Consider the following 18,924-nt stretch of genomic DNA (forward strand, 5'->3'; position numbering starts at 1 on the left):
TCCTCCTACTCGATTTAATTAAACTCGCTAGAGGTCTAGTTTGAGGAAATGACCGTAATCAGCTGGTGGCTTTCACCCGGCCGGAGTGTTTTACCGGCTTCTAGGCTTGGCGCGTGCAGTGTTGATTCTACGCACATCATAGTTAGGTAACCATCGTCTTGCATGTCGCCCATACTTGCAGCGCCTTCTGCCCACGGGTTCCACAGTACTGCAGAGTTATGACCGTGGTTTTCAACTGTTAGCGTGCGATCCAGCTTCTTGTCAGCAACAAAGATTTGCGCTTCTGGTTGCGTGTAAACGCGGTCAATCGTGTTGGTCAGTACCAGTTCAGATCCACCTTGGCAGTTCTTGCCACCTTGCAGGCTATCAATGTACTCAGCACCCATACCAGTGGTGGTTGTGTTGTGGATATCGCCAACGTTTAGGTAAGTGTGTAGTGCACCAGAGAAAGTCCATGGCTGAGAATCAGTGTTCTTCACGTCCAGCGTTACTTTTAGTTGTTCGCCGATCTCAACATTCAAGCGAGCATCAAACTGATGAGGCCATACTGCTAGCGTCTCTTCGCTTGGCTTCAGACCTAAGCTAACAATCACGCCAGCTTCGCTTTCACGGTGTTCAACCAATTGCCATTCACTTGAACGGGCAAAACCATGTGCTGGTGCTGCAATGCGGCCAAACCAAGGCCAACATACTGGAATACCACCACGCAGAGCCGTTTTACCATCGAACTTAGCTTGTTGGCTCATCCAAATTAGGTCTTCTTGACCTTGCGGTTGGAATGACACCACATGGCCGCCAAACAGTGAAATCGCTGCGTTTGCTTTATCGTGGATAACGCGAACCAGTTTTACACCTTCGTGTTCAACGATAGTGACGTTGTCAGAAAGTACCGCCAGTGCAGGTAGAGTAGATAAATCCATTACATGATCCTTCTAAGGAAATTGAATTCAAATGTTGACTAGAGTGATGCTTGTGTTTTCATGAGTAACAAGCAGAGTCAGTATTAGAATTGAATTTTGCGTTTGGGCTATCTTGATGAGCTTAGACAGACGCGGTTTAAAAGATAGCAGGCATTAAAAAGGCGACACTAAGGTCGCCTTTTTCAAAGTCTGCTCAAAACAGTCTTCGCTAATGCTTATCTAAAGCGATTTCTAAAAAGAAATTACTTAGAGATGTGAGCGATTAGGTCTAGAACTTTGTTTGAGTAACCGATTTCGTTGTCGTACCAAGATACAACTTTAACGAATTTGTCAGTTAGAGCAACACCAGCTTTAGCATCGAATACTGAAGTTTGAACTTCACCGATGAAATCTTGTGATACTACTTGGTCTTCAGTGTAACCAAGAACGCCAGCCATTTCGCCTTCAGAAGCTTCTTTCATTGCAGCACAAATTTCTTCGTAAGATGCAGCTTCTTTTAGGTTAACTGTTAGGTCAACTACAGATACGTTAGCAGTTGGTACACGGAAAGCCATACCAGTTAGAAGGCCGTTTAGTTCTGGAAGAACAACGCCTACAGCTTTAGCAGCACCAGTTGAAGATGGGATGATGTTTTGAGAAGCACCACGGCCACCGCGCCAGTCTTTAGCAGAAGGGCCATCTACAGTTTTTTGAGTTGCTGTAGTAGCGTGAACTGTAGTCATAAGACCAGACTCAATGCCCCACTTATCGTTAAGTACTTTAGCGATAGGTGCAAGACAGTTAGTAGTACAAGAAGCGTTAGAAACGATGTCTTGACCAGCGTAAGATGCTTGGTTAACGCCCATTACGAACATTGGAGTTGCATCTTTAGAAGGACCAGTAAGAACTACTTTCTTAGCGCCAGCAGTGATGTGCTTACGTGCAGTCTCGTCAGTTAGGAAAAGACCAGTTGCTTCAGCAACTACGTCTACGTCGATAGCATCCCACTTAAGGTCTTCTGGGTTACGCTCAGCTGTAACACGTACAGTTTTACCGTTAACGATTAGGTTACCGCCTTCAACTTCAACAGTACCGTTGAAACGGCCGTGAGTTGAGTCGTACTTAAGCATGTATGCCATGTACTCTACGTCGATTAGATCGTTAATACCTACTACTTCGATGTCTGCACGCTCTTGAGCTGCGCGGAATACGAAACGGCCGATACGGCCAAAACCGTTAATACCTACTTTGATAGTCATTGTAGTTGCTCCACAACTTAATTTCTGATTAAAGATAACTGGTAGTAAAATTACAGAATCCAGTATACATCTGCAATAGATAATCCGACTTAACTTGTTTAATGTCAAAAAAAAGCGACGCTTTTCTTAACAATTGGGTGTAAGTGCTTGAAAATTGACCATTGCAAGTGGCTCTGTACCCTTCCAGTTGGGTAAAATACCCCTAAATGATGATTCACTTATGAGTGTATATGTACAATGTTTCCTGGTGAGAAAGTATGTGCTACAAAACGACTCATATGCAAGCCTTTATAGAAAAAAGTAAATATAATAACTGAGAATGTGGAGAGATATTAACGTGATTCAAAAGGGAGGAAATATGATAAAGCCTGATGAATACTGGCGTGAGCGCCTAACGGACGACGAATTTTCAGTGTGTCGTGAGCGTGGTACTGAAGCCCCATATAGCGGCAAGTTACTGCACAACCATAAGACTGGCGTCTATAGCTGCACATGCTGTGAAAGCCCTTTGTTTCTGTCGGATAACAAATATGACTCTGGGTGTGGTTGGCCAAGCTTTGATGCCCCAGTGAATGATGAAGCAGTACGCTATATAGAAGATCTAAGTCACGGAATGAAGCGTGTAGAGATCCGTTGTACCGCCTGTGATAGCCATTTAGGTCACGTTTTTCCAGATGGCCCGAAGACCACAGGTGAACGGTTCTGTGTTAATTCAGTGTCGTTAATTTTCAACAAAAATGACGAAAGTACGAAATAACTTGTAACTATTGTCTAATCCTTACAGGTCGCATTTGTCGATTTAGGAAGGCTGAAACGCCCAAGGTTTCAGATTTAACTCTAGTACAAATAAAAACAGCTACTAAAAAGGTAGCTGTTTTTATTTGAAAGCAGGTGAATAACAAGCTTAAGTAAGAACACTATAAATGAAGCGATCAGTAACTCGGGACGATTGAAGGGCTGTAAATTCCATCCTCAATCGCTTCGACGATGTTATCTGCGTCTTTATTTAGCTTCTTATAGGTTGCCTTGTCGAAATGGTACAACACCGTGAGCTCGGCTTCAGAAGCAATCGGCACGTCAAAGTCTTTGGCAACCATTGCCCAAACGTACGCTTTTTCCATATGTCCCAGGCTGTGGTTGATACTGGCCATCGACTTGAAGATTTCAGTGTTGGCTACCGAGCCATTAGAAAGCGTTAGCGCATTATTGAGTAGCTTAAGTGTCTTTATATGATTGCGGGTGGTATAGAAGGTTGCCAAGGCATATTGCATCTCAGCTGTGTTTAACGCTTCAGAGCCTTCTAGTTGTAGGAAACTGCGTCTGGCATTGGTGTCCCCAGTTTGCGACCACAAGAAGTAAAGCGTTTCCGGTGTATCAGATTTCGATAGCTCATCAACAATGCGCTCAGACTCTTCGATACTGTGCATTAAAGAGGTAAAGCGACGCTCTTGCAGCTTAGATTGATCGATCGTTTCGATCTGTGCCGCGAGCTCTAGGCACTTTTTGTAGGCAGTGACTAATTCGAATTCTTTAATTTTGTTGATTTCGGTGGGTTGCTTCTGAACTTCAAATCGATGCCAGATGAGGTCGGTACGTGCGACACGACATTGCCCATCGTTCATGTTCAATTGTTCACACTGAAGACCCGGATTGCTTTGGCACAGTTGATCGGTATTTTTGTTCCCTTCAAGACACCCAACCAGAGTGAAAGGCAATAGGCTAATCGCCAACCATTTCATAATTTTCATATTCCTTCACTTGTGATCAGATGCACTTATTATTGGTCAGGTTCTTGACTCAATTCTGTTACGGGTTATTTTCTGGTGAAAATTGTTAAAACTAAGGCTTTACCATGGATGCAGAACAACTTCTTAGCGCAATGACACCCGAGGTCTACGAACGTTTAACCTACGCAGTTGAAACGGGTAAATGGCCAGAAGGTACGGCGCTCTCAAAAGAACAGCGCGACTCGTGTATGCAAGCGGTTATGTTATACCAATCTAAACATAACTCTGAAGCTCAACATATGACAATTGCAGCTGGTGGTGAGATTAGCTTTAAATCTAAGTCTGAACTAAAGAAACAGTTTAAGTCAGATCAAGAAGACATTGTTAGGGTTAACCCGAATCATTAAGCTTAAATTACAACAAAGGGGTGGCAATGTGCCACCCCTTTTAGTTTAACTCGTTTATTTATAAGCAATAAAACGATTTAGTTCACGTTAAGCCGCCGTTACTTTCATAGAATAACTGGCTTTAACGTGAATCCTTGAACAGGTTATAAGCTCATCTCACCGCGCAATACTTGTTGCATCTGAGCCTTCACTTCTTCGTAGCCTAGGTTTTGGCTTAATAGATAATGCAACTTCGCCAGTGCCGCTTCTGGTGTCATATCGTAACCACTCACCACGCCCGCTTCTGCTAGTGCACAACCTGTCGCGTAACCACCCATGTTGACTTTACCAGCCAAACATTGAGTTAGGTTCACCACAATAACACCGCGCTCTGAGGCATCTTTCAGGTGCTGAAGCAGTTCTGGGTTTTGTGGTGCGTTACCCACACCGAAAGTAAGCAGAATCATCGCGTTAACAGGTTGTAATAGCGTGTTACGGATAACTTCGTGTGAGATGCCTGGGTACATTGTGATTACGCCGATAGGTTGCGGAGTAATGTTATGAACCTTGAAAGCACCTTTAGGTTGTTCGTTTACCTTTACGTTATTGCTAAGTTGGATATTGATACCCGCTTCTAGCAATGGATTCAGGTTTGGAGACGTAAACGCATTGAAGCCATCTGCGTGTGATTTTGTGCTGCGGTTACCACGCATCAACTTGTTGTTGAAGAACAGTGTCACTTCGTTGATAGGGTAGTTTGCGGCAATGTGTAGCGCATTCAGCAGGTTTGCTTGTCCGTCTGAACGAAGCTCTGCTAGTGGGATCTGAGAGCCCGTAACAATCACAGGTTTGCCGAGGTTTTCAAGCATGAAAGACAGTGCAGAGGCAGTGTAAGCCATAGTGTCTGTGCCATGCAGGATAACGAAACCATCGTACTTATCGTAGTTCGCGCGAATGTCATCAGCGATAGTCTGCCAATCAAGTGGCGTCATATCTGAAGAGTCCATTAATGGAGAGTATTCGTGAATGGTGTACTTAGGCATCTCTGGGCGATGGAATTCAGGCATGCCAGCTAGCTGCTTATCCATGAAACCTGCGACTGGAACATAGCCGTGGTCAATAGACTTCTGCATGCCAATTGTGCCGCCGGTGTACGCGATATAGATGTGTTTTCTTTCCATGGCGATTAATACTTAGTGTGATGTAGGGAACAAGGGGGCGATTATAGCGAATTATCATGCAATAAAAAGAGGCACCTCACACAGAGGTACCCCTTAGTCATTGAGTTATTGGCTCAACTTATTGAACTTGGCAATTTAAGCAGAAAGCGTATCGGCCTTGTGGGTCGTTAAAGCTGCCTAACAGCTGGCTATCTTGAGCTAACTGCTGAGTAACAGGTTGTAAACTGCTTGGTATCATCGATTGAATATCTAGGCCTATCGACATCTGAACTTGGTTCATAAATTCTTGAATAAATTGTTCAGTGGCCGAAAGTGGCTCTTCTACCCAGTAGATGTTGTAGCTTTCAAGCTCTGCAAGTGAAGCCGCAGCTGCAACCGCATCATCGAAATCACCAATCTCATCGACTAAGCCTTTCTGAATCGCATCTTGACCTGTCCAAACTCGACCTTGAGCAATCTTGTCGACAGCATCGACTTCCAGACCGCGATTTTCTCCAACTAGGCTGATGAATCGGCGGTATCCGTTTTCAATGCCCATTTGGAACGCGTCTTTCGCGCCATCGCTAAGTCCAGTTGTAATACCAAGACCTGAGAAAGGTGAGGTGCCAACGCCATCAGTGTAAACACCAATATCGTTCAACCCTTTTTCGAAGGTGGTGATAACACTGAAGATACCAATTGAACCCGTTAGTGTGGTTGGCTGAGCTAGGATCTTATCCGCACCCATCGAGATCCAGTAACCACCCGAAGCAGCAAGGCTCGACATCGACACAACAACCGGTTTACCCGCTTGCTTGATCGCTTCTATTTCATTACGGATAACTTCAGAAGCAAAGGCACTGCCACCTGGGCTATCGACACGAAGTACAACCGCTTTCACTTTATCGTCGTTACGTGCTTGGCGCAGTAGGGCTGCTGTGGTATCGCCGCCAACGGTGCCACGTGGTTGCTTGCCATCCATAATTGCGCCGCTCGCTACAATCACGGCAACGTCGTGTGATTCACTAGTCATGTTTGGAAGCATGGTTGTACGGTATTCGTAGTAACCAAACGCGTTGTAGCTGTCTTGGCCGTCACTGCCGAAAACATCGGCAAGCTCTAGTCGAACTTGCTGGCGTGTCGCTAGCTCATCCACTAAGCCAAGTTTCTCGGCCAGTTTTGCAATGTCACCGTCCACAGACTCAAGTTCTTTCAAGAAGGTGTCCATGCTTGGGTTCAGTGTCTTAGCGTCTATTTGACGGTTGTTGCTGACGTCATCAACGTACGCACCCCATAGTTGGCTTAACCAACGAGAAGCGGACTCTTTCGCTGCGTCTGACATGTCATCACGAATGAAAGGCTCAATAGCTGACTTATAAGTGCCCACACGGAACACGTGCGTGTTTACGTCTAGTTTCTCTAACAACGTTTTGTAGTAAAGCGAGTAAGCGCTATAGCCTTTAAGAAGAACCCCACCATCTGGCGATAGGAAGACCTTAGTTGCGTAGCTGGCTAGGTAGTATTGGCTTTGGTTGTAAAAGTCACCCACCGCATAAATCGGTTTGCCTGTTGCTTTGAACTCATTCAATGCTTTAGCAATGTAGCGTAGCTTGGTCAGGTTGGTTTCTGGCAGCTCTTTGAGAGCTAAAACGATACCAGTAACCTTGTCATCGTCTTTTGCGTAGCGAATCGTTTCAACGATATCAAACAGGATGTTCTCTTTTGGAAGGTCTTTGCCAAGTAGTGAACCTGTGACCGAATCCATCGGATTGATATAGCGGCTTTGTTCCACAATAGGGCCAGACAGATTAAGCACTAAAGCCGAATCCTGAGGAACCGTCGGTTGAGCCGTATCTGAATGGAAGTACACAAAGTAGATGATGGCGATACTGAGTAAAAAGACTAGGTTAACCAGCGCAAGACGTACAAACGTAATGAGCTTCCAAATCCCTTTAAAGAACATGCCTATAAATTTGAATATTTTTTTCATTCTGTCTCCGCAGTGAGATCACGTCGCTTTAACAAGCCGTAGTACCATTAATCTCAATAATATGAACTGCTTAGTATCCTACGATAATTCCCAAGCTCAAACTACACCAAGAATTGTTAATCGATATATATTCTCATTAAGTGTAGTCAAATTAAGGGCTTCTGAACGATTAATACGTGCAGCATTATGATCGGTGTTACAAAAATGTAAACGGTTGTTTGAACTTTTGGTAATTGAACTATACTGTGGTCAGACCACAAGGATAAAATAATAGAAGTGATGTCTGCCATGTACCCACATTTACTTGAACCACTCGATCTTGGATTTACCCAGTTACGTAACCGTGTATTGATGGGATCAATGCATACAGGTTTAGAAGAAAATAAAGAAGGTCTCCACAAACTCGCCGCGTTTTATGAAGAGCGAGCAAAAGGAGGCGTTGGCCTTATTGTTACTGGTGGTTTCTCTCCTAATTTACGTGGCAGATTAACCCCATTTAGTGCTGAATTCAGTAAAGTGAAGCATGCAAAAGCTCACCAAGTTGTTACCGAGGCCGTGCACAAGCATGGCGGTAAAATTGCGCTTCAGTTGCTGCATGCTGGCCGCTATGCCATGCACCCATTCGCGCAAAGTGCTTCGGGTATTAAAGCGCCAATCGCTAAGTTCGCACCGAGTGAGATGAGCCCTCGTCAGATCAAAAAGACCATCGGTGCCTTTGCCAATAGTGCAGAGCTAGCTCAGGTTGCTGGCTATGACGGTATTGAGATCATGGGCTCTGAAGGTTACTTGATTAACCAATTCATCTGTAAGCGTACCAACATGCGTTACGACGAATGGGGGGGTTCTTACGAGAAGCGTATGCGTTTCCCGCTAGAGATCGTTAAATCGATTCGCGAAGCTGTGGGTAAAGATTTCATTATTATTTTCCGATTGTCGATGCTTGATTTGGTTGAACAAGGCAGCACGTTTGAAGATGTTGTTCTTCTGGCTCAAAAGCTGGAAGAAGCCGGCGTTACCATTATCAATACCGGTATCGGTTGGCATGAAGCACGTGTTCCGACTATCGCGACGCAAGTACCACGAGGCGCATTCTCTTGGGTGACGGAAAAAGTGAAACCATACGTGTCGATCCCAGTGGTGACATGTAACCGAATTAATACGCCAGAAGAGGCCGAACGTATTCTTAGCTCTGGGCAGGCTGATATGGTGTCTATGGCGCGTCCATTCTTGGCAGACCCGGATTTTGTTAATAAAGCAGCTCAAGACCAAGCTCAGTTCATCAATACCTGTATCGGTTGTAACCAAGCTTGCCTTGATAACGTGTTTAAAGGTAAACGTGCGAGCTGTTTGGTGAACCCACGCGCTTGTTACGAGACTGAAATTGTTGTTCAGCCAGCGCAAGCGACTAAGACCATTGCGGTTGTCGGCGCAGGCCCAGCCGGTTTAGCCTGTGCAACGACTTTAGCTCAGCGTGGGCATAAGGTTGACTTGATTGAGAAAAATGACCGTATCGGCGGTCAGTTTAGATTGGCAATGCAGATTCCGGGTAAAGAAGAATTCAGAGAAACGATTCGCTACTTTGCTAACCAAATCGACGCATCAGGCGTGAACCTGAAACTGGATACTGAGGCAACGTTTGAGATGTTGTTGAAGTACGATGAAGTCGTGATGGCGGCTGGCGTAGAGCCAAGAAAGCTCGATATTGAGGGCATTGACCAAGAAAACGTGGTCGATTACCAAACCTTGATTCGTGAAAAGACACCAGTAGGCGAAAAGGTCGCGATTGTTGGTGCTGGTGGTATTGGTGTCGATGTGGCAACCATGCTGACAGAACCGACTTCACACAGCCTAGACGATTGGCTGCATGAGTGGGGCATCGATAAGAATATGGAACACCCAGGCGGACTTTACCCTTACCCTGATTCATTCAGCGATAAAACGGTGTGGGTGATGCAGCGTAAAGCGGGTCGTGTTGGTAAAGGTCCGGGCAAAACTACAGGCTGGATTCACAAACGCACACTAGAAAAACGCGGTGTTAATCTACTGGGTGGCGTGAGCTACAACAAGATTGATGACCAAGGTCTGCATATCAGCGTTGGTAAGAAAGAGCAGGTGCTGGATGCTGATTCGGTTATCGTATGTGCAGGTCAGGTGTCAGTTCGTCCATTCGAAGATATGTGGCAAGAGTTTGGTGGCAAACTGCATGTGATAGGCGGTGCTGATTACGCGGGTGAACTGGATGCAGTGCGCGCAATTCGTCAAGGTGTTGAGCTAGCGATTAAGTTATAGAATCAGCTATCAAACTGTAATCTTATCGGTAGATATTGTTACTTAATTTGCTGAGTTAGATTTTGAACAAGGCTCCTAAGTCATAGATTTAGGAGCTTTTATTGTTTCTAATCTAGGCCAGATGGACAGTGGTTGAGATTTATTATCGTTTGTATTCTGTGCTAAAGTTCAAGTATACAAATAATAAAGAAATAGTAAGGACTTCAAATGGATGCTTTGGATCTATTGCTCAACAGACGCTCAATCGCAAAACTCTCTGATCCGGCACCAGAAGGTGTGGCGTTAGAAAACATCATCAAAGCAGGACTGCGTGCTCCAGACCACGGGGCACTAACACCTTGGCGCTTTGTTATCGCGCAAGGTTCAGGCCTACAAAAGCTTTCTGACATCTTGGTGCGCGCCGCTGAAGCGGATGACAGCGAAGAAGCGGTTATCGAGAAAGTAAAGAAAGCGCCGTTCCGAGCTCCGATGGTGATTACTGTGATTGCCAAAGTAACTGAGCACGAGAAAGTGCCTGCTATCGAACAACATCTGTCTGCGGGTTGTGCTGCACAGGCGATGCAAATGGCCGCAGTCGCACAAGGTTTCCAAGGCTTTTGGCGCTCAGGTAAATGGATGTTCCACCCAGAAGTACACCAAGCATTTGGCCTAGAAGGCGACGATGAAATTGTTGGCTTCCTATACCTAGGCACTCCAGGCTGTACACCAATGAAAGTGCCAGAGCGCGACTTCTCTAAGTTCGTTGAGTTTTTATAAAGAAAGCTGAAGCTTGAATAGTGGAATGCTAACTGTATAAACAACCAGTTTTTCTTGATTTATTAGGGCCACATTAGATAATGTGGCCCTAATTGTTTGTAGCATCTGGAAAAACATGTCTCGCCTTATTATTGCTGAAAAACCAAGCCTCGGCCGCGCGATCGCCGCTGCACTACCTAATCCACAAAAGAAAGACCAAGGGTTTATCAAATGTGGCAATGGGGATGTGGTGACTTGGTGTATTGGACACTTATTGGAGCAGGTTGAGCCGGATGCTTATGACGACCGTTATAAGAAGTGGAATTTAGCCGATCTTCCTATCGTGCCAGAGCAATGGCAACTAAGACCGCGTAAGACTTCAAGCAAACAGCTCACGGTGATCCGAAAGCTATTGAAGGACGCCACTCAAATTGTTCACGCCGGAGACCCGGATAGAGAAGGGCAGTTGCTGGTTGATGAAGTGATTGATTACTGCAAAGTCTCTAAGGCTAAGAAAGAGTCGATGGACAGGCTACTGATCAGCGACTTGAACTTACCTGCCGTAAAACGTGCACTTTCTCAAATGCGCAGCAACCGTGACTTTATTCCGCTTTCTATTTCCGCATTAGCGCGCTCTAGAGCCGATTGGCTGTATGGCATGAACATGACTCGTGCTTATACCTTACTCGGTCAAAAGGCTGGCTACCAAGGTGTGTTGTCGGTCGGGCGAGTACAAACGCCTGTACTTGGTTTGGTGGTAAGGCGCGATGAAGAGATCGAAAACTTTATTCCGAAAGATTACTTCACTTTGCACGCTTTGATCCCTTATCAAAATCACGGCCAGAGCTTTGATATTCGTGCGCGTTGGAAGCCAAGCGAAGCATGTAAACCATGGCAAGATGAAGAAGGGCGCGTGCTCAATCGAAAGCTGGTTGAGAATGTGGCTAACCGAATTGCGAATCAACCCGCGACGGTGACGGAATCAGAGCAAAAGCAAAGTAAACAAGCTGCGCCACTGCCTTACTCGCTGTCAGCCTTGCAGATTGATGCGTCTAAGCGTTTTGGTATGAGTGCTCAACAGGTGTTAGATACGTGTCAGTCATTGTACGAGAAACACAAACTCATCACTTACCCACGTTCTGATAGCCGCTATCTACCTAAAGAGCACTACTCGCAGCGAGAATCGATCGTTGATGCTATCGCTAACAATGCGAAAGAGCTGCAAAGTGGCGCTCAAGGTGCGGACCTTTCTCTTAAATCAAAAGCATGGAACGACAGTAAGGTCGATGCTCACCACGCGATTATTCCTACTCCGAAGAAGTCATCGGTGAACGGCCTGTCTGCCAACGAGATGAAAATCTATCAGCAAATCGCTCGTCAGTATCTAATGCAGTTTTACCCACCTGCGGTTTTTGCTGATGCTAAGCTGGTCTTTGATATCGCTGGTGGCGTGTTCATCGCAAAAGGGCGTCAGCTTATCAACCCGGGTTGGAAGGTGTTGATGGGTAAAACGGATACCGAAGAAAAAGGGGATGGCACGGATACGGTTCCTCCATTGGATAAAGGTACGGTGTTGACGTGCCGTGAAGGCGTGATTGGTGATAAGAAAACTGAGCCACCAAAACACTTCACGGAAGCGACATTGCTTCAAGCGATGACAGGTATCGCGCGTTTTGTTGCGAACAAAGATCTCAAAGCCATTTTGAAAGAAACCGATGGCCTTGGCACAGAAGCAACCCGTGCGGGTATTCTAGATACTCTATTCAAAAGGCAGCTGCTAACGCGCCAAGGTAAGAGTATTCACAGTAGCCCTGCGGGCAGAGGCTTGATTCATGCCTTACCTGAGGATTCTACCTTCCCAGACATGACGGCACATTGGGAGCACCAGCTGCAAGGCATGGCAGAACGAAATCAAGCGTATCAGCCTTTCATGCAAGCGTTAGAAAGCAAGATTGATGGTTTAATGGGTAAAGTAAAAACGGGAGAAGTTCCTGAATCACTCCGCCACCTTCCTAAAGTCGAGAGACCTGCCTTCAAACGCCGTAAAGGCGGTGGGGCGAAGAAGTCTTACGCCAAGAACGGTTCGTATGCTAAGAATGGTTCCTATGCTAAGAAAAGCACTTCCGCTAAAAAGAGCACTAAAAGCTAAGACTTATTGAGGTTAGGATTAGCGACCGACTTTACGGCCACAACGTTTAAACAGTTGCTGCCAATAGTCAACATGGCGACGAGTGGATGATCGAAAGGCTTGATGTGCATCTTGGATGGGAAAGTAATAACTGTGCAGTTCAGGTTGCGCGTCAAACATTCCTAGTTGCGGGGCTATGTGCTGATAGTAGCCATCCAGTTGCGCCATGTAAGGCTGAACCTTACCTATGTATTGTTGCTCGAACACATTGTTGAGATAGCGGAACTTAGTGGTGTCTCGTTGTTTACCACAGATGATCTTGTCATCAAAAGTTGTCAGCTGTTTGGTGATGGTATCAAGCTCAACTGACGCCCGAGCGAGCGAGTAGTATAAATCCCCAAGGGTCGAACTCTTCTCTAATACTTCTTGAACCTCAGTGGTTTTGCCGGAAACGAGCGATGTGTTTAACGCTTGATTGATGTGTTCTAACGCATCACTGGTTTGTCGTACCTGATCGCCTATATCAGCGCGTAACCACTGACTACCCCGCATTTGTGACTGCATAGCATCGCTGGCATAGATGAGATTCCATTGATGCAGTGGAAACTGTGCGAGTTTCTGTTGCTCAATTTCTCTTAGTAATTCTACGATCTCTGGGTCTAATTCATTACTGGATAAACATTTGCCCACGCCTTCAAGTAGCGCGACTTGATAATCGTAATTACGAAACTCATCCGCGACCTTGCCCAGAACCGAATTTCTTTCTGCAATCAGATTGAACAATCCACACTGACGAAGCTGGTAGCTGTCGATGAGGCCGATAGAGAGTGAGGGCACGTCAAGCAGCAGTTCTCGTTTTCTCGGTAGGCTTTCAAATTCCCATTCCTCTATTATCTCGTCAGCATCTTGTACTCTGGCTATCTTTGTTTGATAGTCGTCGAACAAGTCGCCGGGGCCATCACTGAAACAGCCAGCTAGCATCACTGTTAGACAAAACAGCGTTGAGTGCTCAACTAGGTTTGAGAGATGCCCTGCATTCATCTGTGGATTACCAGTCAATTTCGCTGCCATCGAAATTGAAGAAGTGACCACTCACTTCGGTATTCGCTGACTCGATGACTTCAATCAGGCCGGAAGCTGAAGTGTCGGTGTCGATCAGAGCATTAGCGCCACCCATTTCAGTCTGCACCCAACCTGGATGCAGTGCTAACACCGTAAAGCCATCATCGGTTAAGTCGTTGCTTAGGCTCTTCACCACGGAGTTTAGAGCGGCTTTAGAGGAGCGATAGATGTAACCTCCGCCTGAGGTGTTCTCGGTCATGCTGCCGACTCTAGAGGATAAACAAGCGACCTTTTTGATATGGCTGCCTTCTAGTAGAGGCAATAGCGTTTCGACAAGCTTGAGTGGGGCAATAGTGTTAACTTCGAATACACGACGCCACTCTTCGACATCGGTATTACCCAGCCCATAGCCTTTAGGGCCATAGTAGCCAGCGTTGTTGATCAAGATATCAATCGACTCTATTTGCGAAGGGAGTTGGCTTACTGCTTGGTAATCGGTTATCTCTAATTGAATGCAGGTAAGGTTGGTGTTGTGGTCTGCGAGTGAGAGCAGTTCTTTTGCTGAATGGGTATCACGATAAGTCGCGTACACCTTGTGGTTACCTTCCAAGTATTGTCGAGTCAGGCTTAAGCCAATGCCGCGGTTCGCTCCAGTAATAAAAATAACGCTCATGGTGATTCCTTTTCAGTTCAATTAGTTAAGTTTGATGGCTTAACACGAGAAAATCAACGCTCCACCAACTGGCCATTAGCATTCCTACAAAAATCATTACTGCTGCCGCTGAGCCGCAGATCACCCCAAAGATGAGTATTACGTTTTTCATTGTTATCTCTTTTCTTTAATTAATGGTAGCGATAATCATTATCATTAATTAGGGTTGTCGCCAAGTCTGAGACTGTTATGATTTTGAGAAAGATACGCAATTAACCTGATTATGATTCCTTTAATTTACCACCCAATCTATTCGCAGTTACCTTTACCAGAAGGTCACCGTTACCCAATTAACAAATATCAGTTGTTACACAGTGCTGTTGAAGCGTTAATGGATAGAGATCCTCTATGGAAGAGTCAGTTTGAAATCTTCCAACCAACGCCGGTTTCGGTTGAACAGGTAAAACAGGTTCACGATAGTGAGTATGTGGATTTGCTTGTTTCTGGTAATTTGCCCGCAGCAAAGATGAGACGTATCGGTTTCCCTTGGAGTGAACAACTTATTGAGAGAACACTCTACTCAAGTGGTGGAACCTGCTTGGCCGCTGAAATGGCAATAGAGAGTGGTTTAGCGATTCATTTGAGTGGTGGTTATCATCATGCGCATCATGATTTTGGCAGTGGCTTTTGTTTGTTGAACGATCTGGTGTTAGCGGCAAAGCATGCACTGACCTTTGAACATATCGATAAAGTGCTGATCGTCGATAGCGACGTTCATCATGGTGATGGCACAGCAACTCTTTGCCAAGACAACGACGACATCATTACTCTGTCGTTCCACTGCGATAAAAACTTCCCTGCACGAAAGCCGCTATCCGATTTAGATGTGCCATTAAGTCGTGAAACAGAAGATGAAGAGTTCCTACGTTGTTTTGAACAAGTCACTAAGTTAGCGATTGCTCACCATCAACCTGATCTGATTATTTATGATGCGGGGATCGATATCCATCAAGACGATGAATTGGGTTATTTGAATGTCTCGACACAAGGGATATTTGAGCGCGACTGTTTCATGATTGAATTAGCGAAATCAGAGTCTGTTCCGATGGCCTGCGTAGTCGGTGGCGGATATCGAACTCAACATCAAGATTTGGTGCCGATTCACATGCAGCTGTTAAAAGCGGCTTATCATGTTTACGGTTAACCTCTCAAATTAGCGCCTGATAGCTCATTGAAATGATGGTGTGAAATAAGCGTATCTTGCACCATAAAAGACACGGTTGCACCATTGTGATTCATATAAAGTGCTTTTTTATTAATTAGTTACGTATTTGTGTGATTAATTGTGGTCTGTAAATTGCTTTACCCATGTGTCTATAAAAACACAAGGGATAAAAATGAACCTGACGGACAAGGAACGTAGTTGGCTTAATTGGTTTGGCGCAACAGGAAAACTGGCTATGCGCAGAGCTTGTTTCCTCAATCGAAGTAGGACGGAGGAGCTTGAACAAGCTTTTGAAAGTATTGCTCACACGCGAGTTCAACTTCTGCATAACTGGGTCAAGAATCAATGGGACTTTTTAGAAGACTCTGCTGTTTATTTGGCAAGTCGAACGGAAGAACAAGCTCAGGGGACGTTAGCTAGTCTTCTTAAACGCAGTACGGATTTTTCTGAGTTGGCGATCGTCGATGCTAAGGGGATAGCACAAGCATCGAGTTATCATGAGCATGTCGGGGTTAACCTTGGAGACAAGAAGGCTTTAGTTGAAGGGGCTTCAAAGCGTTATCTGCATGGGCCGTATATGGATCAGCGCACGTTGAACGTAGGGGCTTCGAGTTCATCGTTTCATGACCAAGTAACGCTGATGTTTTATGTCCCCTTTTCTCGGGATGAAGGGGCGCCGCAATTCCTATGTGGTCGTGTTCCAAATGATGTTATTGGTGACATTATTCAAAGAGAAGCGGGGCATATTTATAGCGAGTCGGGTGATAACTATATCTTTATGGTCGACTCCATTCATGATCCTAATACTCAGCCGGGTGTTGCGCTCTCTCGTTCTCGCTTTGAAGATAATACCTTTTCACACGGCGAGAACTTAAAGCAAGGGATTCATACTGATTGGGGAACGGTTAAGATCCAGCACCACACCGAATTTGAGATTCGCTTTACAGACCCAGCCACTAATCAGCTTCACCCAGGCGTAAGAGAAACCATTAAAAATGGCAATAACTTGTTTATTGGTTATCCGGGGTATTCTGACTATCGCCACATACCCGTTATTGGCAAAGGTATCACTTTTCAATTGGATGGTTCACCAGACACCTTTGGCATGATGTGTGAGTCCGATTTAGAAGAGGTCTACAGAGACCGAAGTCTAAGTTATACCTTATCTAAGCACTTCATCAGCTGCATGCTACTGCCTCTATTTGTTCCATTACTGTTTGCCAACCTTTATACACTCACACCTTTTATACAGAGTGGCATTATGTTCGCTTGCGCGTTGCTTTCATTGGGCTTATTCCGTTTAGTTAGCGCTAAACCACTAGCGAAGAAGATTCACGAAATGACCGGGGTAATGCAGACCTTAGCTGAAGGTGATGGCAACTTAAGTCGGAGACTTGATCCCACCACATTCAGTCATAATGAACTTGGCAACTTAGGGCGCTGGACTAACAGTTTTATCGACAATTTAGATAACACGGTGAGTGAGTTGATCCATGCGAGTCACGAAGTTAGAGAGGTTTCGGAATCGATGTTTCGTCGCAGTGTCGTGATGAAGCAAACCAGTGATGATGCATCACAAGCGTTAAGCAATATGCTTCAGTTGAGTCAGTATCAACAGAGCGAAATTACTCATGCGAGTGTCTCAGCAACGCAAATGGACACGGTGATGAAACAAGCCGTCCTGAGCGCAGAGAAGGAGTACAATCAGTCCGTCGAAGGCATGGAGATTGTTCGCAATATCGTAGAAAGCTCGGCGCATAGCGTGAATGAGGTGAATAATGAAATGACTAAGGTGTCTGACATTATAGATATCATTACTGACATTACCGCGCAGACTAACCTTTTGGCCTTGAATGCGGCCATTGAGTCGGCAAGAGCAGGTGAACACGGGAGAGGGTTCTCTGTCGTCGCTTCTGAAGTAAGAACTCTGGCTGACCGAACTTCACAAGCTGCTAACCATATTAGTGACCTAATGAAAGAGCTGCATAGTAAGTCTCGCAGTGCTGTTGAGTCCATGGAGCGAGGTGTCGAGAATGTGAGTAAAGGAAACTTAACAGTCGACTCAAATGCTCGCAGTGAGCAAATTCAATCAGCGGTGAGTGACCTCTTTACCACGATGTCTAACTTAGATGAAAACAGTCAGAAAAATGGACAAACGGCAGATAAAGCCCAACGTTCAATATCTGACTTACAACTGTCTACTAAGCAACTCGCACGTCGAGTGTCCTTGATGGGCAATGCATTGAGCCGTTTAGACCAATTGATTGGGCGTTTTGAAGTGAGCCGAAAGGTGGCGTAGTGGAAAATACGTAAGTTCTTTACGCAAACGCCAGATACAAAAAAGCCGCTGATTTCTCAGCGGCTTTCTTTAATGTGGTGGAGGGATAGGGATTTGAACCCCATATCCAACACAAGAAATTAAATAAAACCGTTTTATAACAATACCTTAAAGCAAGGTGTTATAGTCACTTAAAACAATTGTATAATGCAATTGACTATATCGTTTATTGTAAGAATGTCAATTAGTTAATCGCTATAGTGAACCTTAGAAAACCATGCTCCCACAAAATCATGATCTTCATACCCTGGAATATTAGCCAATACGCACTCTAAGTTTTTGCAGCTTGACTTTGATAAAGCAAAGCAAACCATTTGAGTCCCACTCTTCCAAATCAACTTGATTAGCTTCTCAAGCCGTTTACTTATCTTGTCAGACTGAATATATCTCGCACACTCCAAATCTCGTCTTAACTTTGGGTCATCTAATGCTTTAATATTGTAGACTTTTCCTAGTTTTTCTAGTCCTAGAGTGGATAAATCAACCACATCGAGAATATACATTTTCTCATCTCGGAAAAAGAAAAGTATCGAAAGGTTAAGGTCAAATGCATGAATTTGGTAAATATGACGATGTGTCGATATTAACTCTTTGATTTGACTTACAAAGTCAGTTTGCAAAATTAAAGGACAGAAGTGTGGTTCAGTGTTCGATAGGACTGAGTAAAACATGCGAAGCTGATTTTCACTGAATTTTCCGAATTTTCGATGAACTATCGTATGTAATTGTTCTCGAAAAACTACTGAAGTACTTAAACTAGTTAGCGAACGTCGTTGTAGAAAGCTATCAACCGCTTTGTTTAAATCTTTACTGGTTACAACTGTCGATGCAAAAGGAGAAATGGGTTGTATGTATGATGTAGTCATTGTTTATTTTCCATTATGTCCCACAACATTTTGAATGTGTGTCGCTCACAAAATCAAAAGTTACAGAACAATGAAAATACTAAACAGATTTTTAAAGGGACACGTATTGTTTCACTTTAGCGACAAAAGTAGGCTCTCCCAGAGCCTTGATTAGGCTATACGACGCACTTAAATACGTCAAGCTATAATGTTACCTTTCTCTTTTAAA

General features: G+C 44.8%; 16 protein-coding genes. 7 read left to right on the forward strand and 9 right to left on the reverse strand.

Annotation, left to right across the window (positions count from 1 at the left end):
- Positions 1-35: 35 nt before the first annotated feature.
- Entirely contained in the window at positions 36-920 is an 885-nt protein-coding gene (locus tag AB4167_RS13995; protein WP_372136675.1) for a D-hexose-6-phosphate mutarotase, read from the reverse strand.
- A 242-nt stretch (positions 921-1,162) separates the two neighbouring features.
- Positions 1,163-2,158, reverse strand: coding sequence for a type I glyceraldehyde-3-phosphate dehydrogenase (gap, locus tag AB4167_RS14000; protein ID WP_017059382.1), 996 nt, complete (start codon positions 2,156-2,158; stop codon positions 1,163-1,165).
- A gap of 319 nt (positions 2,159-2,477) precedes the next feature.
- Between gap and msrB the strand changes: the two genes are divergently transcribed.
- Complete coding sequence (msrB, locus tag AB4167_RS14005; protein ID WP_080582205.1) at positions 2,478-2,915, forward strand: peptide-methionine (R)-S-oxide reductase MsrB; 438 nt, start codon at positions 2,478-2,480, stop codon at positions 2,913-2,915.
- Between the two features lie 175 nt (positions 2,916-3,090).
- On the opposite strand, the gene AB4167_RS14010 is transcribed toward msrB, so the two are convergent.
- Entirely contained in the window at positions 3,091-3,897 is an 807-nt protein-coding gene (locus AB4167_RS14010; protein ID WP_017059380.1) for a DUF2989 domain-containing protein, read from the reverse strand.
- A 113-nt stretch (positions 3,898-4,010) separates the two neighbouring features.
- On the opposite strand from AB4167_RS14010, the gene AB4167_RS14015 reads away from it, so the two are divergent.
- Positions 4,011-4,292: a YeaC family protein gene (locus tag AB4167_RS14015; RefSeq protein WP_010437067.1), complete on the forward strand. Its 282-nt coding sequence runs from the start codon at positions 4,011-4,013 to the stop codon at positions 4,290-4,292.
- A 143-nt stretch (positions 4,293-4,435) separates the two neighbouring features.
- Here the strand turns inward: AB4167_RS14015 and ansA are convergent, their stop codons facing one another.
- On the reverse strand, positions 4,436-5,452 hold the full coding sequence (gene ansA, locus AB4167_RS14020; protein WP_017063439.1) for an asparaginase: 1,017 nt from the start codon (positions 5,450-5,452) through the stop codon (positions 4,436-4,438).
- Between the two features lie 118 nt (positions 5,453-5,570).
- Positions 5,571-7,421, reverse strand: coding sequence for a signal peptide peptidase SppA (sppA, locus tag AB4167_RS14025; RefSeq protein ID WP_029235699.1), 1,851 nt, complete (start codon positions 7,419-7,421; stop codon positions 5,571-5,573).
- A gap of 279 nt (positions 7,422-7,700) precedes the next feature.
- Here sppA and AB4167_RS14030 point away from each other — a divergent pair, with 279 nt between their 5' ends.
- The 3 genes from AB4167_RS14030 (at position 7,701) to AB4167_RS14040 (ending at position 12,594) form a co-directional block, all read left to right on the forward strand.
- Positions 7,701-9,710 carry an FAD-dependent oxidoreductase gene (locus AB4167_RS14030; protein WP_372050835.1) on the forward strand — a complete coding sequence of 670 codons (2,010 nt, stop codon included), beginning with the start codon at positions 7,701-7,703 and terminating at the stop codon, positions 9,708-9,710.
- A gap of 207 nt (positions 9,711-9,917) precedes the next feature.
- Positions 9,918-10,466 carry an NAD(P)H nitroreductase gene (locus AB4167_RS14035; RefSeq protein WP_017059376.1) on the forward strand — a complete coding sequence of 183 codons (549 nt, stop codon included), beginning with the start codon at positions 9,918-9,920 and terminating at the stop codon, positions 10,464-10,466.
- A 115-nt stretch (positions 10,467-10,581) separates the two neighbouring features.
- Positions 10,582-12,594, forward strand: a complete 2,013-nt coding sequence (locus tag AB4167_RS14040) for a DNA topoisomerase III (protein ID WP_372136676.1) — start codon at positions 10,582-10,584, stop codon at positions 12,592-12,594.
- Positions 12,595-12,612: 18 nt separating this feature from the next.
- On the opposite strand, the gene AB4167_RS14045 is transcribed toward AB4167_RS14040, so the two are convergent.
- The 3 genes from AB4167_RS14045 to AB4167_RS14055 are packed head-to-tail and all read right to left on the reverse strand — an operon-like array spanning position 12,613 to position 14,459.
- A complete protein-coding gene (locus AB4167_RS14045; protein WP_372136677.1) occupies positions 12,613-13,644 on the reverse strand; it encodes a DUF3080 domain-containing protein in 1,032 nt (343 codons plus the stop codon).
- Positions 13,622-14,308 carry an SDR family oxidoreductase gene (locus AB4167_RS14050; RefSeq protein WP_372136678.1) on the reverse strand — a complete coding sequence of 229 codons (687 nt, stop codon included), beginning with the start codon at positions 14,306-14,308 and terminating at the stop codon, positions 13,622-13,624. Before AB4167_RS14050 ends, AB4167_RS14045 begins: the two co-directional genes overlap by 23 nt.
- Positions 14,309-14,333: 25 nt before the next feature.
- Positions 14,334-14,459: a hypothetical protein gene (locus tag AB4167_RS14055; protein ID WP_017063447.1), complete on the reverse strand. Its 126-nt coding sequence runs from the start codon at positions 14,457-14,459 to the stop codon at positions 14,334-14,336.
- Between the two features lie 111 nt (positions 14,460-14,570).
- Between AB4167_RS14055 and AB4167_RS14060 the strand changes: the two genes are divergently transcribed.
- A complete protein-coding gene (locus AB4167_RS14060; RefSeq protein WP_372136679.1) occupies positions 14,571-15,491 on the forward strand; it encodes a histone deacetylase in 921 nt (306 codons plus the stop codon).
- 193 nt (positions 15,492-15,684) lie between these two features.
- Entirely contained in the window at positions 15,685-17,811 is a 2,127-nt protein-coding gene (locus AB4167_RS14065; protein ID WP_372136680.1) for a methyl-accepting chemotaxis protein, read from the forward strand.
- A 227-nt stretch (positions 17,812-18,038) separates the two neighbouring features.
- Here AB4167_RS14065 and AB4167_RS14070 read toward each other — a convergent pair whose 3' ends face one another.
- Complete coding sequence (locus tag AB4167_RS14070; RefSeq protein WP_102319804.1) at positions 18,039-18,716, reverse strand: hypothetical protein; 678 nt, start codon at positions 18,714-18,716, stop codon at positions 18,039-18,041.
- Positions 18,717-18,924: the final 208 nt, after the last annotated feature.

Source organism: Vibrio sp. 10N.286.49.E11, from assembly GCF_041469505.1.
Classification (GTDB): domain Bacteria; phylum Pseudomonadota; class Gammaproteobacteria; order Enterobacterales; family Vibrionaceae; genus Vibrio; species Vibrio crassostreae_C.